A 21,876-nucleotide genomic window follows, 5' to 3' on the forward strand; every position below is an offset into this window, starting at 1 on the left:
CCGGATGAACCTTCTTACACAGGATATCTCCATGCCCACTTTTACTTTACCGCCGCGCCAGCCTGCCGCGTCGTCCCGTCTGCCGTTAACCCTGATGTCACTGGACAGCTGGGCACTGGTTTCGATTACCGGTGCGGACAGCACTGCCTACCTGCAGGGTCAGTTAACGCTGGATGTCGCGGCGCTGGATGCCGATCATCACTCCCCCGCCGCGCACTGCGACGCCAAAGGCAAAATGTGGAGCAATCTGCGTCTGTTTCATCGCGGTGAAGGGTATGCCTACCTGATCCGGCGCGAACTGCGCGACACCCAGCTGGCCGAGCTGAAGAAATATGCGGTGTTTTCAAAAGTCACGATGACGCCCGACGATGAAGCACTTCTGCTGGGTGTGGCTGGTTTCCAGGCGCGTGCTGCCCTGGCTAACCTGTTTGAGGCGTTGCCTGACAGCGAGAAGCCGGTGGTGCATCAGGGTGAAACTACCCTGCTGTGGTTTGCGCATCCGGCCGAACGTTTTCTGATTGTGACATCACCGGCCCAGGCCGACGTGCTGAAGCAGAAACTCAGCGAGGATGCACAGTTCAACGACAGCCAGCAGTGGCTGGCGCTGGATATCGAAGCCGGTATTCCGGTGATCGTTCCCGCCACCAGCGTGCAGTTTATTCCGCAGGCCACCAACCTGCAGGCGCTGGATGCCATCAGCTTTAAAAAAGGGTGCTATGCCGGACAGGAGATGGTGGCCCGGGCGAAATATCGCGGTGCTAACAAACGCGCCCTTTACTGGCTGGCGGGTAAGGCAAGCCATCTGCCTGAAGCCAACGCGCCGCTGGAGCTGCAGATGGGTGAGCGCTGGCGTCGTACCGGCAGCGTGCTGGCGGCTGTGCAGCTGGATGATGGCACCAACTGGATTCAGGTGGTGCTGAACAACGATCTGGAGCCGGACAGCGTGCTGCGGGTTGAAGGCGATGAAGGTGGTCATCTGACGGTGCAGCCCCTGCCCTATTCGCTGGATGAGAGCTGATCACCTTCCGGCCCTGGCGTCACGTCAGGGCCACATTCGCGAAGCGTCAGCGTACATAGAAGTAGATGGCGCAGAAATGACAGAGTGAGCCGCCCAGCACGAATCCATGCCAGATGGCATGATTGTAGGGAATGCGGCGTGCCACATAGAAAATCACCCCCAGCGAGTAGATTATCCCGCCTGCTGCCAGCAGCCAGATACAGGCTGGCGGCATAATTATGGCCAGCTGATAAACCACGATCAGCGACAGCCACCCCATACAGAGATAGGTCACCAGCGACAGCACTTTAAAGCGATGGGCAATGGTAAGCTTAAACAGAATACCGGCCAGCGCCAGCCCCCAGATTACCGCCATTAATCCATACGCCAGCGGCGTCCTGAGTCCCACCAGCAGAAACGGCGTATAGGTTCCGGCGATAAGCAGATAGATCGCGCAGTGGTCGAACGTTTTCAGCCAGGGCCGGACCGGGCCATCGGGAATGGCGTGATAGAGCGTCGAAGCCAGAAACAGCAGGATCATACTGCCGCCATAAAGGCTGTAGCTGACAAAGGTCAGAGTATCCGCCTGGCGTTCGATGGCCTGATGAAGCATCAGCACCAGGCCAGCGATGCCTGACAGACAGCCCAGACCATGACTGATACTGTTGGCAATTTCTTCGCCGAACCAGTCGTCCGCTGCGGGTCGTGGTTTGTGAGAAAGTGTGGGGGTCATAAGTGTGTCCTGAACAGCGTAATCGCAGTGATAATATTCTCCAGCCGGGTTGATAACGATTTCAGTGTACACCTGTACGCTAAAATTATCTTATGAAATTCTGTAACCGTTAAACCGGCTGCTGAATCTGATAAACTGACCCCAGGTCAACCGTTCAACGAGTCATCCATGTTTTCGCACCGCGATCTCGCCCGTCTTAACGATCTGGAAATGCAGGTCTATCAGTTCATCATTAAACATCGTGAAGGCGTCAGTTATATGACCATCCGCGAACTGGCTGAGCAGGCGGGAGTCTCCACGACCACCGTGCTGCGCTTCTGCCGTAAGATGCACTGTGAAGGCTGGTCAGAATTTCGCATTCGTCTGCGCTTAGCCGAACAGCAGCATACGCCTCAGCTGAATACCGCCGGAGTGAGCGAGATGCTGAGTTTCTTTAACAGCATTAACAATCCGGCGTTTGAACAGCTCATCGCTCAGGCCGCACAGAAAATTGCTCAGGCTGAGCAGGTTTTCTTTATTGGCGTCGGCACATCAGGCAGCCTGGCGAAATATGGCGCCCGCTTTTTCTCTAACCTCGGTAAATTCAGCCACGCAATTGATGATCCCTATTATCCGATCAGTCCCGACCTCTATCAGAACGCGATTGCGATTATTTTATCCGTCTCCGGTGAAACCGAAGAGATCCTGCGTATTGCCAGCCAGTTCAGCCTGAACAAGTGCAGAATCATTGCGATAACGAATACGGAGAGCAGCTCGCTGGCAAAAATCGGCGATTTTACCCTCTGCTACCATGTGCCGATTATTCGTCTGGCTGACAACACGGATATTACGACACAGGTTCCGGTAACCTATATTATTGAGGCGATCGGCCGCCAGCTGCGAAAATAAAACAGCCTGTTTTTCACAGGTAACAAACGCCATTTCTCGCGCGGTGTTATATCGTGACTTTGATTATTGCCTTGCTACACTCATCGCAATTTCTTTATCCGGAACGGAGTGAAACATGAGTGCAGAATTGCAGTTACCCAAAGACTTTCTCTGGGGTGGCGCGGTGGCAGCGCATCAGGTTGAAGGCGGCTGGGATCAGGGCGGCAAAGGAGTCAGCATTGCAGACGTGCTGACCGGCGGTTCACATGGTGTTGATCGGGTCATTACCGATGGCGTGCAGCCCGGCCATTTCTATCCGAACCATCAGGGCGTGGAGTTCTACTCTCACTATAAAGAGGATGTCGCGCTGTTTGCCGAGATGGGCTTCAGATGTTTCCGCACCTCCATTGCCTGGACCCGCATCTTCCCGAACGGGGATGAGCAGCAGCCCAACGAAGCGGGCCTGCAATTCTATGACGACCTGTTTGATGAACTGCTGAAGTATGGCATTGAACCCGTCATCACCCTCTCTCACTTCGAAATGCCTTATCACCTGGTTAAAGAGTATGGCGGCTGGCATAACCGTAAAGTGGTCGACTTCTTTGTGCGCTTCAGTGAAGTGGTGCTGAAGCGCTATAAAAACAAAGTGAAATACTGGATGACCTTCAACGAGATCAACAACCAGCGCAACTGGCGTTATCCGCTGTTTGGATACTGCTGCTCAGGGGTGATCTTCACTGAACATGAGAAGCCTGAAGAGGCGATGTATCAGGTGATGCATCATCAGTTTGTTGCCAGCGCAAAAGTGGTGAAACTCGGGCACGACATCAATCCGGACTTTCAGATTGGCTGCATGATCGCCATGGTGCCGGTCTACCCGTTCTCCTGCCATCCGGATGATGTGGCCCTGGCGCAGGAAGCGATGCATCAGCGCTACGTGTTCAGTGATGTGCAGATGCGCGGATACTATCCGGCCTATACCCTGAAAGAGTGGGCACGCAAAGGGTATGACATTCAGATGGACGCTGACGATGCCGAAACGCTGCGTCAGGGCTGCGCAGACTACGTTGGCTTCAGCTACTACATGAGCAACGCCGTGAAGACCGATGCCAGCGGCGTTGACGATCCGATTACCGGCTTTGAAGGCGTAGTGAAAAACCCGCATGTGAAAGCCTCCGACTGGGGCTGGCAGATCGACCCGGTTGGCCTGCGCTATGCCCTGAACGACCTTTATGAACGTTATCAGAAGCCGCTGTTTATTGTGGAAAATGGCTTTGGCGCGATCGATAAGCCGGGTGCCGACGGGATGATTAACGATGATTACCGCATCGACTATCTGCGCGCGCACATCGAAGAGATGAAGAAAGCCGTCAGCTATGATGGCGTCGAGTTAATGGGCTACACCCCGTGGGGCTGCCTGGACTGCGTCTCGTTCACCACCGGACAGTACGACAAGCGTTACGGCTTTATTCATGTGAATAAAAACGATGATGGCAGCGGCGACTTTTCCCGTGCGAAGAAGAAGAGCTTTGGCTGGTATCAGCAGGTTATCGCCAGCAACGGCGAAAACCTCTGACGCGCCCCGCCGCCGCCGCGGCGAAACGCCTCAGCGCCCACCGGCAGCGTCAATGATGCTGCCGGTCACGTATGAGGCCGCTTCACTGGCCAGCCAGACGATCGCTTCCGCAATTTCCTCCGCTTCTCCGCCACGTCCCATCGGAATCGCACTGGCAAGCCGGTCTACTCTGCCCGGCTCGCCGCCGTCAGCATGCATCTCTGTATAGATGAAGCCCGGCCGGACACCGTTTACCCGGATACCCTGCTGCGCCACTTCCAGCGACAATCCTCTGGTCAGGGTATCCATCGCCCCTTTTGAGGCGGCGTAATCGACATATTCGCCCGGTGCACCGGTGCGGGACGCCGCCGATGAAACGTTCACGATCGCCCCACCCTGGCCGCCATGATGGGTACCCATCCGCTTAACCGCCTCCCGGCAGCAGAGAAAGGTGCCGATAACATTGGTGGCAAACACCTTTTGCAGACGCGCCGCATCCAGCTGTTCGGTGCGGCACTGCTGAAACAGAATACCGGCGTTGTTCACCAGCAGCGCCAGCGGTTCCGCCTGCTGATCGAGCTGCGCAAACATCGCCTTCACCGCCTCTTCATCCGCGATATCAGCCTGAATCGCAAAGGCTTCTCCGCCCTGCTGCCGGATTTGGCTGACCACCTCCTGCGCTTCTGCCTCGCGCTGGCGATAGTTCACCGCGACCCGATAACCGCGAGCGGCCAGCAGCCGTGATGTTGCCCGTCCGATGCCGCGGCTGCCTCCCGTAACCAGTGCCAGCTTCATACTGTTTCTCCATAAAAAAGGGCCGGAAACCGGCCCCTGGGGATGAGATTCTGCTGCCGCGATTTACTGATAGTCGCTGATCGGTACGCAGGAGCAGAACAGATTGCGGTCGCCAAAGACATCGTCAAGACGCTTCACCGTCGGCCAGTACTTGTTGTGGCTGCCCGCCGGGAAGACCGCCAGTTCACGGCTGTAAGGGTGAGACCACTCACCGACGATTTCCAGCTGGGTGTGCGGTGCATTCACCAGCGGGTTATCGTCCAGCGGCCATTCACCGTCCGCCACCCGGTCAATCTCGATGCGGATCGCCAGCATCGCATCAATAAAGCGATCCAGTTCGATTTTGCTCTCCGACTCGGTTGGCTCCACCATCAGGGTGCCCGCGACCGGGAAGGACATGGTCGGCGCGTGGAAGCCGTAATCGATCAGGCGCTTGGCAATATCCAGCTCGCTGATGCCGGTCTGCTCTTTCAGCGGACGAATGTCGAGAATACATTCGTGCGCCACGCGGCCGTCGCGGCCGGTATAGAGTACCGGATAGGCGGACTGCAGGCGGCTGGCGATGTAGTTAGCATTGAGGATAGCGACCGAGCTGGCCTGTTTCAGTCCCTCGGCTCCCATCATGCGAATGTACATCCAGCTGATAGGCAGGATGGAGGCGCTGCCAAACGGTGCAGCGGAAACCGCGCCCTGCTGCGTCAGCACACCGTCGATCTGCACCACGCTGTGACCCGGTACAAACGGGGCCAGATGCGCCTTGACGCCAATCGGTCCCATACCCGGGCCGCCACCGCCGTGCGGGATGCAGAAGGTTTTGTGCAGATTGAGATGCGACACATCCGCGCCGATATATCCCGGCGTGGTGATGCCGACCTGCGCATTCATGTTTGCGCCATCCAGGTAGACCTGACCGCCATACTGATGAACAATCTGGCACACTTCCCGGATGGTCTCTTCGTAGACGCCATGGGTAGAGGGATAAGTCACCATGATGCAGGAGAGTTTATCTCCTGCCTGAGCGGCTTTTTCGCGCAGGTCACCCAGATCGATGTTGCCCTGTTTATCACAGGCCACCACCACCACATCCATACCCGCCATCTGAGCAGAGGCCGGGTTAGTGCCGTGGGCCGAGCTGGGGATCAGGCAGAGATGGCGATCCCCCTCGCCGCGACTTTCATGATAGCGGCGGATCGCCAGCAGTCCGGCGTACTCCCCCTGCGCCCCGGAGTTGGGCTGCATACAGAGCGCATCATAGCCGGTGAGTTGCACCAGCCACTGTGAAAGCTGACCGATCATCTGCAGATAACCGGCGGCCTGTTCAGCCGGGCAGAAAGGATGCAGCTCAGCAAACTCCGGCCAGGTGATCGGGATCATCTCCGCCGCGGCATTGAGCTTCATCGTGCAGGAGCCGAGCGGGATCATCGCCTGGTTCAGCGCCAGATCTTTTTTCTCCAGGCTGTGCATGTAGCGCATCATCTCAGTTTCGCTGTGATGACGGTTGAAGACCGGATGAGTCAGAATGTCGCTCTGGCGCAGCAGGCCGGCGGGAATAGCGTGGCCTTCGCTGGCGACTTCGCTGTCGAGTTTGTCCAGGTCCGGACGCTGATCGTCACCCAGCAGAATAGCGAACAGCGTCAGAATATCTTCGCGGCAGGTGGTTTCATCCAGCGTGATGCCGACCGCGTTGAGAATATCGCTGCGCAGGTTAACGCCAAAGCTCAGGGCGCGGTTCAGCACGGCGGCTTTATCCGCCACCTCAACTGTCAGCGTATCGAACCAGTGCTGATGGCGCAGCATCAGGCCGCCCTGCTGCAGGCCGGCTGCCAGGATCGTGGTGAAGCGGTGAATGCGTGAGGCGATACGTTTAAGTCCGGCCGGGCCGTGGAACACCGCGTAGAGACCGGCAATGTTGGCCAGCAGCACCTGTGAAGTACAGATGTTGGAGTTGGCCTTTTCGCGGCGGATATGCTGCTCGCGGGTCTGCATCGCCATGCGCAGCGCCGTGTTGCCTGCGGCATCGCGCGAGACACCAATGATGCGGCCCGGCATAGAGCGTTTATGCTCGTCACGGCTGGCGAAGAACGCCGCGTGAGGTCCGCCGTAACCCATAGGCACGCCGAAGCGCTGAGCCGAACCAAACACGATGTCCGCGCCCTGCTTACCTGGCGCTTCCAGCAGGACTAACGACATAAAGTCGGCGGCCACGCTGACGACCACTTTGCGCGTTTTGAGTGCGGCAATCAGTGCGCGGTAGTCGTGCGCTTCACCGGTGGTGCCCACCTGTTGCAGCAGCACGCCAAACAGATCGTCATGCTCAGGCGCTTTCTCTGCACGGTCGATAATCAGTTCAAAGCCGAACGTTTCTGCACGGGTTCGCACCACATCCAGCGTCTGCGGATGAATATCATCGGCAATGAAAAATTTATTCGCGTTTTTGAGCTTGCTGACGCGTTTTGCCATCGCCATCGCTTCGGCGGCGGCGGTCGCTTCATCCAGCAGTGAGGCGGAGGCGATATCCATGCCGGTGAGATCCAGCGTCAGCTGCTGGAAGTTCAGCAGTGCTTCCAGACGGCCCTGCGACACCTCAGGCTGATAAGGGGTGTAAGCGGTGTACCAGCCGGGATTCTCCAGCATGTTACGCAGGATCACCGGCGGGGTGATCACCGCACTGTATCCCATGCCGATCCAGGATTTGTAACGCAGATTCTGGCTGGCGATGGCTTTCAGTTCCGCCAGCGCCTGCTGTTCAGTGGCGGCTTCGCCTACCGCAGGCGGGCCTGGCAGTTGAATGTCGGCAGGCACAATGGTGCCAATTAACGCGTCCAGCGAACGGGCACCAATCGCGTCAAGCATCTGCGCCTGCTGCTCAGGTGAAGGACCGATATGGCGCTCAATAAAGGCACCGTTGTGTTCAAGCTGGCTGAGAGTCTGAGTCATTAGCAGTAAATCCTGAATCGGGCTGTGGAACCGGGGATCAAACAGAAGTCAGCGGCCTCTGCAGGAGGCCGCCTGACGATTACTCGTCGATGGAGGCTTTATAGGCATCCGCATCCAGCAGCGAGTCAAGTTCGGACGCGTCGCTGACTTTGATTTTGAATAACCAGCCGCCATCATAAGGCTCGCTGTTAACCTGCTCCGGTGAGTCGGTCAGCGCGTCGTTAACCGCCACAATTTCACCGCTGAGGGGCGCGTAAATATCTGAAGCCGCTTTAACGGATTCCGCTACCGCACACTCTTCACCGGCTGCGAACGTCGCGCCCACTTCCGGCAGATCGACAAACACCATGTCGCCCAGTAGCTCCTGCGCATGTTCGGTAATGCCCACGGTGTAGCTGCCATCCTCTTCTTTGCGCACCCATTCGTGGCTGTCGCGGTATTTCAACGTATTCGGCACATTGCTCATTGGCCATTTCTCCTGAATAAAATTTACTGAGCGACCGGCTTACCGGCGCGGACAAAAATGGGACGGGTGACCTGTACCGGCATCTGGCGGTTACGGATCTCAACGATGGCGGCGCTGCCGACGGAAGCGGGGACGCGCGCCAGGGCGATGCTGCAACCCAGGGTCGGTGAGAAAGAACCGCTGGTAATGATCCCTTCCTGCTGCTGGCCCTGCTCATCCGTGAAACGCACCGGCTGCCCGTGACGCAACACCCCTTTTTCCGTCATGATCAGTCCCACCAGCTTTTCCGTTCCGCGTTCACGCTGTAGCTCCAGGGCTTCCCGGCCGATGAAATCGCGGTCTGCTGGCTCCCAGCAGACGGTCCAGCCCATGTTGGCGGCCAGCGGTGAGACACCTTCATCCATCTCCTGACCATAGAGGTTCATCCCCGCTTCCAGACGCAGGGTGTCGCGCGCGCCCAGTCCGGCCGGTTTCACCCCTGCAGCCAGCAGGCGCTGCCAGAACCCCGCCGCCTCGCCTGCGGGCAGCGCAATCTCATATCCCGCTTCACCGGTGTAACCCGTTGTAGCGATAAACAGATCGCCCGCCTGCACGCCGAAAAAGGGCTTCATGCCTGCGACGGCCTGACGCTGCTCTTCGCTGAACAGCGTCTGCGCTTTCTGCTGTGCCTGCGGACCCTGCACGGCAATCAGCGCCAGATCATCGCGTTCGGTCAGCGTAATGCCGTAGTGCTGCGCGTGCTGCGCTATCCAGGCGAGATCTTTCTCACGGGTCGCGGAGTTCACGACCAGCCGGAAAAACGTCTCGCTCATAAAGTAAACAATTAAATCGTCAATGACGCCACCCGAGGCATTGAGCATCCCGGTGTAGAGCGCCTTGCCGGGCTGGGTCAGTTTTGCCACATCGTTCGCCAGCAGGTAGCGCAGAAACTCGCGGGTGCGCGGACCGGTCAGATCGACAATGGTCATGTGGGAGACATCAAACATGCCGGCGTCACTGCGCACGACATGATGTTCATCCATCTGGGAGCCGTAGTGCAAAGGCATCATCCAGCCATGAAAGTCCACCATGCGGGCACCGCAGGCCTGATGCTGTTCAAACAGAGGTGTTTGCTGAGTCATAACCATCCTGTGCAGAAGCGAATGAGTACAAAAGCGCGCCGTCATACTGTGCCGACGCAAACGTTCTCCTGAGGCTGACGTTACCACCGAATCTGGCGATTAACCATAAGCAAATCGGGGTCGAAAGCAGAGGCACAGACTAACCAGGAATCGGAATCTACAGGATAATAAACTGCATTTTTGTGATTAATCGCGCAATAAATGCAGGCTATTTAAATATACGTAGCAAATTTATGCGGCACGACGTTCAGGTTGTTAAAAAGATCCCGCCTTCCGCGCGCTTCCGGATAAAAAAAAGTAATGCGAAATGTCACGCAAAATTAGAATAAATCAAATGAGGAACCCTGCTGGTGCAGCGTTGCCTTTTTGTGGTGCAGAGGGGAGTTGAGAGATAAAAAAGCCAGCAGAAGCTGGCTTAGCAGAGGGGCAGATTCAGCGAAGCCAGGCGGGCAAATCGGTCAGGCCCATCGCCTGTTTCAGCATCATCGGTTTGACGCCCGGTAAACGGTCCGCCAGCTTCAGACCGACATCACGCAGCAGTTTTTTCGCCGGGTTGTTGCCTGCAAACATTTCGCGGAAGCCCTGCATGCCCGCCAGCATCATGGCGGCGCTGTGTTTACGGCTGCGCTCATAGCGGCGCAGATAGAGGTGCTGACCGATATCTTTGCCCTGCTGATGGAGACGCCGGATCTCACCGATCAGCTCTGCGGCGTCCATGAAGCCCAGGTTAACCCCCTGTCCTGCCAGCGGATGGATGGTGTGAGCCGCATCCCCGACCAGCGCCAGACGGTGCGCCGCGAAGTTGCGGGCGTAGCGCGCCACCAGCGGAAACGTTTTGCGCTCGCTTTCCAGCTGGCAGAGGCCGAGGCGCATATCAAACGCCACGGAGAGCTGCTGGTTGAACAGCGCGTCCGGCATGGTTTCCAGGCGGCTGGCTTCCTGAGGCGACAGCGACCAGACGATAGAGCTGAGGTGTGGGTCCTGCATCGGCAGGAACGCCAGTATGCCGTCGCCGTGGAACACCTGACGCGCCACCGCGTCGTGAGGTTGTTCGGTGCGAACGTTAGCCACTAACGCATGGTGGTCGTAATCCCAGAAGGTCAATGGAATATCCGCTTTGTTGCGCAGCCAGGAGTTTGCGCCATCAGCAGCAATCATTAAGCGCGCGCTTAGCATGCTGCCATCCTGCAGCGTGATAAAGGCTTCGTTGTCACCAAATGCCACCTGCTGCAACTGCGAAGGCGCCATCAGCGTGACGTCACTGCAGGTGCTGGCGCGCTGCCAGAGCGCGCTCTGGATCACCGGATTCTCGATGATATGGCCAAGATGCGACAGGCCCTGCTGCTCATCATCAAACGCGATGGCTCCAAAACTGTCCTTCTCCCACACTTCCATACCGTGATAGGGGCTGGCGCGCAGGGAAAGGATTGTCGACCAGACATCCAGCTTCTGCAGCAGACGCTCACTGGCGGCATTAATTGCCGAAACACGGACGGAGGGTGACGCGCTCAGCGCCAGGGGCGGCTCCGGCGATTTTTCCAGTACGGCGATGCGCAGTCCACTGCCCTGCAAGCCGCAGGCGACAGCCAGCCCCACCATTCCGCCACCGGCAATCACCACATCAAAAGTTTGCATCTGAGCCTCTTTATTAACGCTTAACCCAGCCAAGCGTGCGCTCAGCCAGTTGATTTCGTAGCCACGGCAGATGGTCCATCGCCAGCAGGCCCAGGTTACGTCCCGCCACCATCGGGGCGTAACGATTGGCAAAGACGCGAACCAGCCCGTCTGTGATGCCAATGGTGGCGGCACGGTCCGACTGCCGGCGTTGCTGATAGTGATTCAGGACCGCATAGCTGCCAGGGTCCTGCTGTTGCCGATGGGCAGCGGCCAGCGTTTCCGCCAGCGACATCACGTCGCGCAGGCCCAGGTTAAAGCCCTGCCCGGCAATCGGATGCAGCGTCTGTGCCGCATTGCCTACCACCGCCACGCGATGCGTTACCGTCTGCACCGCCTGGTGCAGCGCCAGCGGGTAGCATTCGCGCTGACCGGTGTGGGTGAATCTCCCCAGCCGCCAGCCAAAGGCGCGCTGCAACTCGCTGAGGAATTCAGCATCACTCCACTGCACTATTTTTTCGCGCTGCGACGCCGGATGGCACCAGACCAGCGACAGACGGTTCCCGGACATCGGCAACAGCGCCAGCGGGCCATGCTCGGTGAAACGTTCAAACGCCCGGCCCTGATGAGGCAGCGCGGTGGAGACGTTGGCGATAACCGCCAGCTGCTGATACGCCTCAGTCTGCCACTGGATGCCACAGGATGCCGCCAGTGCAGAGCGTGTGCCGTCTGCCGCCACCAGCACTTTTCCGCTGAGTTGCTCGCCGTTGTCCAGCGTCACCTCAACCTGCTCATCACTGCGGATTGCCTGGGTCACACGAGCCGGACAGCGCAACGTCACGCCCGGCGCTTTTTTCAGTTCAGCAAACAGCCGCTGACCGACGTCAAACAGCTCGACAACCTGCCCCAGCGCCGGAATCTCATAGTCAGCCGCCGCCATCGAGACAAAGCCTGCGTGGCCGCGGTCGGAGACATGGATATCAGTAATCGGCGTGGCACAGCTGGCGATGCGCTGCCAGAGGTTAATCGCCGCCAGCTGCTGGCAGGTGCCGGCTGAGAGCGCAATCGCCCGGCCATCAAAACCGGGGTGCGCCCGGCTGGCAGGCTCGCTGCGCTCGATCAGCGTCACCGGCAGTTTGCCCTGAGTGAGATGGGAGATCGCCAGCGCCAGCGTCGCCCCGGTCATGCCGCCACCGGCAATCAGAATCGTCATGCCTGTTTAGCCGCCGCCATCAGCGCCTCAATCTCATCGGCCTCTTTCACGACGCTGTCGGTGAGATTTTCAATGCCCTCTTCGGTGATCACGATGTCATCTTCGATACGGATACCGATGCCGCGATACGCCACAGGAACATCCGCATCCGGCGCGATGTAGAGGCCCGGTTCAACCGTTAACACCATGCCCGGTTCCAGTATCCGGTCGCGGCTCGGCGTGCCGTAGTGGCCAACATCGTGAACATCCAGCCCCAGCCAGTGGCCCAGACCATGCATGTAGAACTGACGATGCGCCTCTTCGGCAATCAGCGTATCGACGTCACCGTCGAGAATGCCCAGCTCAACCAGGCCGGTGATCATAATGCGTACGACTTCATCGTTGACTTCGCGAATGCTGATGCCAGGCCGGAACATCTCCAGCGCCCGGTTCAGTGAAGCCAGAACGATGTCATAAATCGCGCGCTGCGCCGGGCTGAATTTGCCGTTAACCGGGAAGGTACGGGTGATATCCCCGGCATAGCCGTGGAACTCGCAGCCGGCATCGATCAGCACCAGATCGCCGTCGCGCATTTCACTTTCATTTTCGGTGTAGTGCAGAATGCAGCCGTTTTCTCCGGCACCGACAATGGTGTTGTAGGCCGGGAAGCGCGCGCCATGACGGGCAAATTCGTGATGAATCTCTCCCTCCAGCTGATACTCAAACATACCTGGCTGGCAGGCCAGCATGGCACGGGTATGGGCCAGGGCACTGATCTTCCCGGCGCGGCGCATCAGCTCGATTTCATCCGCATCCTTGAACAGGCGCATCTCATGCACCCAAGGACGCCAGTCGGTCAGGGTGGCAGGCGCGCTGAGGTTCTGGCGGAACCCACGACGCAGTTTTTCCAGGGCGCTGAACACCAGGGCATCGGCATGGCTGTAGTCACCCTGTGCGTGGTAGATCACATCCAAGCCGTTGAGCAGCAGGTGCAGCTGTTCGCCAATGTCGTCCCAGGGCAAGGCGCGATCCACGCCCAGTTTCGCAGGAGCCGCCTCCTGACCCAGCCGACGGCCAGACCAGATCTCTGCCGTGAGGTCACGCACGCGGTTAAACAGCACGCTGTGGTTGTGATTCTCATCGCTTTTGATCAGGACCAGCAGCGCCTGTGGCTCGTTAAAACCGGTGAAATAGCTGAAATCGCTGCTCTGACGAAACGGATACTCGGTGTCATTACTGCGCGTCACTTCAGGCGCAGCAAAAATTAACGCGGCGCTGCCTGGCGCCATCTTCGCTAACAGCGCCTGACGGCGCTGCAGGAATCGTTCCAGTGAAATCATCTCTGCACTCCCTGTAAACTGACCGGTTAAACTCGTTGACCTGAAACGCCTGACTTAATGCAGCGTCGGCTTTTGCACTTCTGGCGCAGTGGGCTGTGGGCGGGTAAAGGTGTCATGACACAGCAGGGCTGCCACGCGCACATACTCAATCACCTCTTCCAGCGACTGCTCCAGCTCCTCCTGGTCTTCATCCTCTTCATAACCGAGCTGAGCGATGGTGCGCAGGTCATCAATGGCTTCGCCGGTTTCACCGGTGACCTTATCCAGTTTAGGCTGTGTTACGCCCAGGCCGAGCAGAAAATGGTTCACCCAGCCCGCCAGCGCATCGGCACGGTCAAAGACGGTGATGTCATCATCAGCGGGCAGCAGCAGCTGAAACAGAAAGCCTTCATCTTCCAGCGTGGTCGCCGTGTGCGCGTGCAGTTCTGTCAGTGGCACTGCGAGAGAGTGAGAAAACGCCATGCCTTCGTTAGCCAGATCGTGGACCAGCGTCTTCCAGCTGGTGTCCTGGTTACCGCCGCAGAGGATCCCACTCAGCAGGCCGTGCATTTCTGCGGGCGTCATTCCAACACCCTGCTGTGAGAGCACCGCCGCAAGCGCGTTGTAATCGGGGGTTGCGTTCTGTAAGGACATAAGTTTTCATCGTCGTTGGCAGAATAAGTTCGTGTTATGCTACCACTAGCTGCCTCAAGGTTTCCAGAAAAGGGGTTGTATCTTATTTCGTGGGTCTATATAGTTGCCCGCCTCCCAAGCCATTGACTGCTAAGGGAGTTGCGAGCGAAGTAATCAGTCAGGAAGGTGGCATGTCTGCACAACCGGTAGATTTACAAATTTTTGGTCGTTCGTTAAGAGTGAATTGTCCGCCAGAGCAGCAAGATGCGCTCAATAGTGCGGCTGACGATCTCAATCAGCGGTTGCAAGATTTAAAAGTTCGCACTAGAGTCACAAATACAGAGCAACTGGTGTTCATCGCCGCGTTAAACGTCTGCCATGAACTGGCGCAAGAGAAAGTGAAAACGCGCGATTATGCTGCTAATATGGAACAGCGTATCCGTATGCTGCAGCAGACGATTGAGCAGGCGTTAGTTGAGCAGGGTCGCATAACCGACCGCCAGGATGCGAAGTTCGAATAAAACTTCATGGTTGCTGTGCTACAGTAACGGTGAGGTAAATTTTCTCTGAGATGTTTGCAAGTGGGCCAGTCCCCTGAGCCGATATTTCGAAAAAACAGAATGTGACGCTCTGTAACCTGTGTGCATGCTCGGTCCGTCCGAGAAGCCTGATGGTTACGACGGCATGTTCACCTTGAACCAAGGGTTCAAGGGTTACAGCCTACGGCGGCATCTCGGAGATCTCCCTTTCAGCACTCCTGCTTTTTTCCCCCGACCGACATGTTATAGTCGCTGAACAGCGACTTATCCGGCGGGGAAATCATGTCTGAACCTTCCATCTCTGCACCTTCCATGTTACAGCGTCAGGAAATTCGCCAGCAGGTGCGTCATCTGCGCCGGGCGCTGACGGACGAGCAGCAGGCCCAGGCGGCCGAACAGCTTGCGGAGCTGGCCCTGAACTACGCCCCGCTTACTGCCGCACAAAACATTGCGCTGTTTCTGTCAGTGGATGGGGAGCTCAATACCCGTCCGCTGATTGCCCGGTTGTGGCATCTGAAAAAAACGGTCTGTCTGCCGGTTTTGCACCCCTTCTCTCCCGGTAATTTACTGTTTCTGCGCTATTCGCCCGATACCCCCTTGCAGACCAATAAGCTGCGTATTCCCGAACCGCCGCTGGATATCCGGCAGTTAATCACCCTGGATCAGCTGGATCTGATGATGGTGCCGCTGGTGGCGTTTGATCACGCCGGTCAGCGTCTGGGGATGGGCGGAGGCTTCTACGATCGCACGCTGCAGAACTGGCGGCAGCACGGCTTTTTGCCCGTGGGTCTGGCCCACGATTGTCAGCAGGTTGACAGCCTGCCGGTGGCAGAATGGGATGTGCCTTTGCCGGCCGTAATGACGCCGTCAAAGCTGTGGCAGTGGGAGTAGAGAAAGTGATATTACGACACTTTCAGATGGCTTAATCCCCTGTCCGGGCGCATCTGTCTGCAATGAAACCTGAAGAGACGCGATTAAGCGCCTCTCCAGACGGGTAGCGCTTAGTAAAGTAAACGCGCGCGGATAGTCCCCGGAATAGCCTTCATCAGCTGCAGAGCTTTCTCAGCCACTTCCGGCTCAGCATCGATATCGATGACCACATAGCCCATAAATGGCGACGTCTGCAGATACTGAGCGGCGATGTTAATGCCCTGCTCGGCGAAAATCTGGTTGATCGCCGTCAGCACGCCCGGACGGTTCTCGTGGATGTGCAGCAGACGGCTGGCGCTGATGCCGTGGATCGGCAGTGAAACTTCCGGGAAGTTGACCGCCGACAGGGTGGAACCGTTGTCGGAGTATTTCGCCAGCTTGCCCGCAACTTCAATACCGATGTTCTCCTGCGCTTCTTCTGTCGATCCGCCAATGTGCGGCGTCAGGATCACGTTGTCGAACTCACTCAGCGGAGAGATAAAGGGATCGCTGTTGGTGGCTGGCTCGACCGGGAAGACGTCGATGGCCGCGCCTCCCACATGCTTGCTGGCCAGTGCCTCGCACAGCGCCGGGATATCCACAACCGTGCCGCGAGAGGCGTTAATCAGCAGCGCGCCAGGCTTCATCTGCGCCAGCTGCTCCGCCCCGATCATATCCTGTGTCGACACGGTTTCCGGTACGTGCAGGCTCACAACGTCGCTCATGTTGAGCAGTTCCGCCAGATGGCGAACCTGAGTGGCGTTACCCAGCGGCAGCTTGTTTTCAATGTCGTAGAAGAAAACGTGCATGCCCAGGCTCTCTGCCAGCACGCCCAGCTGCATCCCGATATGGCCGTAACCGATGATGCCGAGTTTTTTCCCACGCGCTTCGAATGAGCCTTTGGCATTCTTGTTCCAGATACCACGGTGCGCTTTGGCGTTCGCTTCCGGGATGCCACGCAGCATCAGCAGCATCTCACCAATCACCAGTTCAGCGACCGAGCGGGTATTGGAGAATGGCGCATTGAAGACCGGAATCCCGCGGCTGGCGGCGGCCTGCAGGTCAACCTGGTTGGTACCGATACAGAAACAGCCGACAGCGACCAGCTTTTCAGCCGCCGCAAAAATCTCTTCAGTGAGCTGGGAGCGGGAACGGATACCAATGAAGTGCGCATCACGGATGGAGGCTTTTAATGCGTCAGCGTCCAGCGCGCCCTTGTGAAATTCGATGTTGGTGTAGCCTGCAGCCCGCAGGTTGTCCAGCGCGCTCTGATGCACACCCTCCACCAGCAGGAACTTAATCTTATCTTTATCCAGTGATACCTTTGCCATTTCCCGATCCTATTCAGCATTCAATGAGGAGTACCATAAGCCAGCCTTCTGTCAAAATATCAAAAAAATCGCGTCGGGCAATACAAACGATTGCCCGGGAGCCAGCACGGCAACGGCTGGCAGCACCACAATGCCAGACAAAATCACGGGGTCAGGGTTGAACAGAGAATGAAACCGTTGCGGATAACGGTTATGTGACATAAGTCACCAAATTTCACTCGGGCGAGAAAAGATGATTTGCAGGCAGAAATAAGCGGCGCCGTATCGACGCCGGACAGATCATTTTTTGATGGTTTTCACGCCATCCGGACCGCCTATCAGCGCAATATCGGCGCCGCGTGCGGCAAACAGGCCCACGGTGACCACGCCAGGCAAAGCGTTGATGCTCTTTTCCAGCGCAATCGGATCGAGAATAGTCAGATTATGCACGTCGAGAATGATGTTGCCGTTATCGGTGATGACATTCTGGCGATACTCCGGCAGGCCGCCCATTTTAACCAGCTCACGCGCAACGTAACTGCGCGCCATCGGGATCACCTCGATCGGCAGCGGGAAGCGGCCCAGCACATCGACCTCTTTAGAGGCGTCGGCGATACAGATAAAGGTCTGCGCCACCGCGGCCACGATCTTTTCACGCGTCAGCGCCGCGCCACCGCCTTTGATCATCTGCATCTGCGGGTTGATCTCATCCGCACCATCGACGTAAACCGACAGCAGATCGATCTCGTTCAGGTCAAACACCGGAATGCCCAGGCTTTTCAGTTTCAGGGTCGAGGCATCCGAGCTGGAGACGGCACCTTCGATCTGATGCCTGACTGTGGCAAGCGCATCGATAAAGTGGGCAGCGGTGGATCCGGTGCCTACGCCAACAACCGTCCCCGGCTGCACGTACTCAAGTGCAGCCCAGCCAACGGCTTTTTTCAGTTCATCCTGGGTCATGGTATGTTTAAAACCTGTGCGACAACGAAGTGCGCGTAGTATAAAACAAGGCTGGCTGAAAATGCTCGGCTGACCGACGCGGATTTAACGCTTTGGAAGCCAGCCCACAAAAAACAGGTGAGCCATCACAGGCGGCACTTTTGTGGCATAGTGACGTCCACCCTGAAGGAGAGAGAAGAATAATGAAACGCCCGGATTATCGAACGCTTCAGGCGCTGGATTCAGTGATCCGCGAACGCGGATTTGAGCGAGCCGCACAGAAACTCTGCATCACCCAGTCGGCGGTGTCTCAGCGTATCAAGCAGCTGGAGAACCTGTTTGGTCAGCCGCTGCTGGTGCGCACCGTGCCGCCGCGTCCGACCGAACAGGGCCAGAAACTGCTCGCATTACTGCATCAGGTCGAGTTGCTGGAAGAGGAGTGGCTGGGTGATGAGAACAGTGGAACCACGCCGCTGCTGCTGTCGCTGGCGGTCAACGCCGACAGTCTGGCGACCTGGCTGCTGCCCGCCCTGAAAGATGTGCTGGCCGACTCGCCCGTGCGCCTGAATCTGCAGGTGGAAGATGAAACCCGCACCCAGGAGCGTCTGCGCCGCGGTGAGGTGGTGGGCGCGGTCAGTATTCAGCCGCAGCCGCTGCCCAGCTGCCTGGTGGACCAGCTCGGCGCGCTCGACTATCTGTTTGTGGCGTCGCGCGACTTTGCCGATCGCTTCTTCCCCAACGGGGTGACCCGCTCTGCCCTGCTGAAGGCGCCTGCGGTCGCGTTCGACCACCTTGATGATATGCATCAGGCCTTTCTGCAGCAGAATTTCGACCTCTCACCCGGGAGCGTGCCCTGCCACATCGTCAACTCATCGGAAGCCTTTGTGCAGATGGCGCGACAGGGATCGACCTGCTGTATGATTCCGCATCTGCAGATTGAGCGCGAGCTGGCAAGCGGGGAGTTAATCGATTTGACGCCTGGCCTGTATCAGCGCCGGATGCTCTACTGGCATCGTTTTGCGCCGGAGAGCCGTCTGATGCGTCGGGTCACCGATGCGCTGATAGCGCATGGACATCGGGTGCTGCGTCAGGATGACGTGGCAGCCTGAAAACAAAAACGGGGCGAAAGCCCCGTTTTTGTTGCTGACAAATCGGGATAAAGAAGACTCTTACAACAACAGAAAAGTTAAACGCGCAGGGAGCAGGGTCAGAAGAGGAAAGCGTCCCGCGCCAGGGATGGGTGCGGGCCGAGCGGCCAGGGATTGGCCTTAGCGACTTTCCGATCTGACCCTGTTTCCTGTGCAGGCACCGTCTCACAGCGAACCGGGCCAGGTTTTGTCAACAATTTCAAACGGGACATCAGCCCCGTTTTGCATTATGGCGCGTTGGGCTTGAGTTCAAACACCACATCGACCTGATCGTCAAAGTTAATGCTCTGCTGATCGTAGGTTTCCTGGGCTGAGGTATCGGCGGCTGCCGCCGCTTTATACATGCGGTTCATCGGCATCGGCTGATAGTTAGCGACCTGATAGCGGATGCTGTAGATCGGGCCCAGCTTCGCGTTAAAGCCTTCAGCCAGCTGTGAGGCCTGCTGAGTCGCATTCTTAATCGCCGCTTTACGTGCCTGCTCTTTGTAGCTCTCCGGGTTTGCTACGCCTAACTCGACGCTGCGCACCTCGTTCAGACCCGATTTCAGTGCGCCATCCAGCAGATCGTTCAGCTTGTCCAGCTGACGCAGAGTGACCTGAACCTGACGCACCGCGCGATAGCCTTTCAGGACGGATTTACCCTCTTTGGTGTAATCGTACTCTGGCTGGGTACTCAGGTTAGCCGCATCGATATCTTTCTTCTCAATGCCGTTTTTCTGCAGAAAATCGAAATATTGTGCAACCCGGCTGTCCGCCTGCTTTTTCGCATCGGCGGCATCTTTGGATGAGACATTCACCACGATAGAGAGCGTGGCGATATCGGGACGGGCATCGACTGTTGCCTTGCCTGAGGTCACCACGTGCGGCCCATTTGGTAACTCATCAGCGTGTACGCCAGGCAGTGCTCCGGCGCTCATGATTGCGGCCAGAGCCAATGCTTTCAGTTTCATGAAAGTCCTCCTTGAAAAGGTCACTATGACGGCTTCTAACCGGCGAAGCCCAGCAGCGCATCGGTATGCGCCATGCTTTGAGTGGTCATTATGGCAAAAGTTCGCCAGCGGTGCGGCAATAACCGCAGGCTATTCGCGTTCTGTTCAGAAAGCGGCGATACCCTGGCGCGCCAGTTGCAGGGCAATAAACCACATCACTGCGCCGACCAGCAGGTTAATGATGCGCTGTGCCGTCGCGGTGCGCAGACGCGGTGAGAGCCACGCGGCCAGCAGGGCCAGGCCAAAAAACCACAGGACAGAGGCGCTGATGGTTCCCAGCGCGAACCACTGACGCGCCGCGGTGGTCGGCAACTGACCGCCAAGGCTGCCCAGCACCACAAAGGTATCAAGATAGACGTGCGGGTTGAGCCAGGTCACCGCCAGCAGCGTCGCCACGATCCGTCCCCTGCTCTGCCTGCGCGACGTCCCCTCTGCCAGATCGACATCGCCGCGAAAGGCGTGACGCAGTGCGCCCCAGCCGTACCAGAGCAGAAAGGCCACGCCCGCCCAGGTGATTGCCCCCAGCAGCAGCGGAGAGTGACTCAGGAGTGCACTTCCGCCGAAAATACCGCCGCAAATCAGCAAAATATCGCTCAGCGAGCAGAGCGCCGCTGTCATCAGATGGTACTGCCGCTTTACCCCCTGATTCATGACAAAGGCGTTCTGCGGACCCAGCGGCAGAATCAGTGCGGCACCCAGGGCAAGCCCCTGAAAGTAGAGAGATATCACAGAATTATGTCCTCACATCGTCAGATGTGAAGCAGTATAAGAGGGGGCGATGATTAGCGGAAATTGAAAGAATTAATCTGCGATTAGCAAAATGAATGGGCGACCGGGGTCGCCCATAAACGATTACTCCGGCTGGGCCTGTGGCGCGATTGTCTCTGGCGCGGCGGTCTCCGGCTTTTTAACACGGTGCAGATGCACATCCATCTGAGGATAAGGAATGCCAATCCCTTTTCCATCCAGCGCACGCTTAAAGTTCTTCAGCAGATCCCAGTAAACATCCTGCAGGTCTCCGCTGTTGCTCCAGCAGCGCACCACAAAGTTCATTGAGGAGGCCGCCAGCTCATTCAGACCCACCTGCACGCCTTTCTCCTGCAGAACACGGCTATCAGCATCCACCACTTCGCGCAGCAGCGTCAGCACCTGATCAACATCCGCATCGTAAGAGACGCCAATGATAAATTCATTGCGGCGTACCGGCTCGCGCGAGAAGTTAACGATGTTACCGGTGATGATTTTACCGTTAGGCACCACCACCAGCTTGCCGTCAGCCGATTTGAGGGTCGTAGAGAAGATCTGTACGTTCATGACCGTCCCCATGATGCCGCCCAGATCGACAAACTCACCGGCCCGGAAGTGGCGGAAAATCACCAGCAGCACACCCGCCGCGAGGTTTGACAGGGAATCTTTTAATGCCAGGCCTACAGCCAGACCGGCTGCACCCAGAATAGCAATGACCGAGGTGGTCTGGACGCCGATACGCCCCAGCGCGGCGATAAGCGTGAACGCGATAATGCCATAGCGTACCAGCGCAGACAGGAAGTCAGCGACCGTGGTATCAATGTGACGCGCGCGCAGCAGACGATTGACCGCATTGGCGATGATGCGCGCAATCATCAGCCCTACCACGATAATCGCAATCGCGGCGACGATGTTTACCGCATAGCTAATCAGGAGTTCCTGATTTCGTATAATCCAGTTTCCCGCGTTGTTGATTTCATCGATCATGCCCGTATCCTGCATGTAACCATCCTGTAATTAAATCCCAAAGGGAATGAGACCACATTGTCAGAACCGCTCTGACAAT

At 57.5% G+C, this 21,876-nt stretch carries 20 protein-coding genes and 1 other RNA gene; 7 read left to right on the top strand and 14 right to left on the bottom strand.

The annotated features are described in order from the left end of the window. Positions 1-31 precede the first annotated feature (31 nt). A complete protein-coding gene (ygfZ, locus tag AC6I7A_RS15750; RefSeq protein ID WP_058958027.1) occupies positions 32-1,018 on the top strand; it encodes a tRNA-modifying protein YgfZ in 987 nt (328 codons plus the stop codon). Positions 1,019-1,064: 46 nt separating this feature from the next. Here the strand turns inward: ygfZ and trhA are convergent, their stop codons facing one another. Then, the gene (gene trhA / locus AC6I7A_RS15755) at positions 1,065-1,730 is read right to left on the bottom strand and encodes a PAQR family membrane homeostasis protein TrhA (RefSeq protein WP_058958028.1); all 666 of its coding nucleotides are present in this window, start codon (positions 1,728-1,730) and stop codon (positions 1,065-1,067) included. A gap of 168 nt (positions 1,731-1,898) precedes the next feature. Here trhA and AC6I7A_RS15760 point away from each other — a divergent pair, with 168 nt between their 5' ends. Both AC6I7A_RS15760 and AC6I7A_RS15765 read left to right on the top strand, forming a co-directional pair. Further along, positions 1,899-2,618 carry a MurR/RpiR family transcriptional regulator gene (locus AC6I7A_RS15760; RefSeq protein ID WP_009087083.1) on the top strand — a complete coding sequence of 240 codons (720 nt, stop codon included), beginning with the start codon at positions 1,899-1,901 and terminating at the stop codon, positions 2,616-2,618. A 115-nt stretch (positions 2,619-2,733) separates the two neighbouring features. Continuing rightward, the gene (locus AC6I7A_RS15765) at positions 2,734-4,173 is read left to right on the top strand and encodes a 6-phospho-beta-glucosidase (RefSeq protein WP_058958029.1); all 1,440 of its coding nucleotides are present in this window, start codon (positions 2,734-2,736) and stop codon (positions 4,171-4,173) included. A 30-nt stretch (positions 4,174-4,203) separates the two neighbouring features. Here AC6I7A_RS15765 and AC6I7A_RS15770 read toward each other — a convergent pair whose 3' ends face one another. The 8 genes from AC6I7A_RS15770 to AC6I7A_RS15805 all read right to left on the bottom strand — a co-directional run bounded on the left by AC6I7A_RS15770 (position 4,204) and on the right by AC6I7A_RS15805 (position 14,250). Then, positions 4,204-4,947 carry an SDR family oxidoreductase gene (locus AC6I7A_RS15770; protein ID WP_058958030.1) on the bottom strand — a complete coding sequence of 248 codons (744 nt, stop codon included), beginning with the start codon at positions 4,945-4,947 and terminating at the stop codon, positions 4,204-4,206. Between the two features lie 63 nt (positions 4,948-5,010). Further along, positions 5,011-7,884 (bottom strand): aminomethyl-transferring glycine dehydrogenase, encoded by a 2,874-nt coding sequence (gene gcvP / locus AC6I7A_RS15775; RefSeq protein WP_058958031.1) that lies wholly within the window; start codon positions 7,882-7,884, stop codon positions 5,011-5,013. A gap of 79 nt (positions 7,885-7,963) precedes the next feature. Further along, positions 7,964-8,350: a glycine cleavage system protein GcvH gene (gene gcvH, locus AC6I7A_RS15780; RefSeq protein WP_058958032.1), complete on the bottom strand. Its 387-nt coding sequence runs from the start codon at positions 8,348-8,350 to the stop codon at positions 7,964-7,966. A 23-nt stretch (positions 8,351-8,373) separates the two neighbouring features. Then, the gene (gene gcvT, locus AC6I7A_RS15785) at positions 8,374-9,471 is read right to left on the bottom strand and encodes a glycine cleavage system aminomethyltransferase GcvT (protein WP_058958033.1); all 1,098 of its coding nucleotides are present in this window, start codon (positions 9,469-9,471) and stop codon (positions 8,374-8,376) included. Positions 9,472-9,903: 432 nt separating this feature from the next. Further along, positions 9,904-11,106, bottom strand: a complete 1,203-nt coding sequence (ubiI, locus tag AC6I7A_RS15790) for an FAD-dependent 2-octaprenylphenol hydroxylase (protein WP_058958034.1) — start codon at positions 11,104-11,106, stop codon at positions 9,904-9,906. A gap of 13 nt (positions 11,107-11,119) precedes the next feature. Next, complete coding sequence (gene ubiH / locus AC6I7A_RS15795) at positions 11,120-12,298, bottom strand: 2-octaprenyl-6-methoxyphenyl hydroxylase (RefSeq protein WP_046102501.1); 1,179 nt, start codon at positions 12,296-12,298, stop codon at positions 11,120-11,122. Beyond that, the gene (gene pepP / locus AC6I7A_RS15800) at positions 12,295-13,617 is read right to left on the bottom strand and encodes a Xaa-Pro aminopeptidase (RefSeq protein WP_084690459.1); all 1,323 of its coding nucleotides are present in this window, start codon (positions 13,615-13,617) and stop codon (positions 12,295-12,297) included. The genes ubiH and pepP overlap by 4 nt, the downstream gene beginning before the upstream one ends. 54 nt (positions 13,618-13,671) lie before the next feature. Further along, the gene (locus tag AC6I7A_RS15805) at positions 13,672-14,250 is read right to left on the bottom strand and encodes a YecA/YgfB family protein (RefSeq protein WP_009087101.1); all 579 of its coding nucleotides are present in this window, start codon (positions 14,248-14,250) and stop codon (positions 13,672-13,674) included. A gap of 170 nt (positions 14,251-14,420) precedes the next feature. Between AC6I7A_RS15805 and zapA the strand changes: the two genes are divergently transcribed. The 3 genes from zapA (at position 14,421) to AC6I7A_RS15820 (ending at position 15,659) form a co-directional block, all read left to right on the top strand. Further along, positions 14,421-14,750 carry a cell division protein ZapA gene (zapA, locus tag AC6I7A_RS15810; RefSeq protein ID WP_009087102.1) on the top strand — a complete coding sequence of 110 codons (330 nt, stop codon included), beginning with the start codon at positions 14,421-14,423 and terminating at the stop codon, positions 14,748-14,750. A gap of 39 nt (positions 14,751-14,789) precedes the next feature. Further along, a non-coding RNA gene (ssrS, locus tag AC6I7A_RS15815) (6S RNA) lies at positions 14,790-14,973 on the top strand. Between the two features lie 77 nt (positions 14,974-15,050). Then, entirely contained in the window at positions 15,051-15,659 is a 609-nt protein-coding gene (locus AC6I7A_RS15820; protein ID WP_140924980.1) for a 5-formyltetrahydrofolate cyclo-ligase, read from the top strand. A gap of 110 nt (positions 15,660-15,769) precedes the next feature. Here AC6I7A_RS15820 and serA read toward each other — a convergent pair whose 3' ends face one another. Further along, entirely contained in the window at positions 15,770-17,008 is a 1,239-nt protein-coding gene (serA, locus tag AC6I7A_RS15825) for a phosphoglycerate dehydrogenase (RefSeq protein ID WP_009087106.1), read from the bottom strand. 279 nt (positions 17,009-17,287) lie between these two features. After that, positions 17,288-17,947: a ribose-5-phosphate isomerase RpiA gene (rpiA, locus tag AC6I7A_RS15830; RefSeq protein WP_046102502.1), complete on the bottom strand. Its 660-nt coding sequence runs from the start codon at positions 17,945-17,947 to the stop codon at positions 17,288-17,290. Between the two features lie 182 nt (positions 17,948-18,129). On the opposite strand from rpiA, the gene AC6I7A_RS15835 reads away from it, so the two are divergent. Then, positions 18,130-19,035, top strand: a complete 906-nt coding sequence (locus AC6I7A_RS15835; protein WP_009087111.1) for a LysR family transcriptional regulator ArgP — start codon at positions 18,130-18,132, stop codon at positions 19,033-19,035. A gap of 266 nt (positions 19,036-19,301) precedes the next feature. Here AC6I7A_RS15835 and AC6I7A_RS15840 read toward each other — a convergent pair whose 3' ends face one another. From AC6I7A_RS15840 to mscS, 3 genes are all read right to left on the bottom strand, one after another. Beyond that, complete coding sequence (locus AC6I7A_RS15840) at positions 19,302-20,024, bottom strand: oxidative stress defense protein (RefSeq protein WP_009087113.1); 723 nt, start codon at positions 20,022-20,024, stop codon at positions 19,302-19,304. Between the two features lie 144 nt (positions 20,025-20,168). Beyond that, positions 20,169-20,792 carry an arginine exporter ArgO gene (argO, locus tag AC6I7A_RS15845; protein ID WP_058958469.1) on the bottom strand — a complete coding sequence of 208 codons (624 nt, stop codon included), beginning with the start codon at positions 20,790-20,792 and terminating at the stop codon, positions 20,169-20,171. A gap of 123 nt (positions 20,793-20,915) precedes the next feature. Next, complete coding sequence (gene mscS, locus AC6I7A_RS15850) at positions 20,916-21,812, bottom strand: small-conductance mechanosensitive channel MscS (RefSeq protein ID WP_009087117.1); 897 nt, start codon at positions 21,810-21,812, stop codon at positions 20,916-20,918. Positions 21,813-21,876: the final 64 nt, after the last annotated feature.

The organism is Type-F symbiont of Plautia stali, from assembly GCF_059731105.1.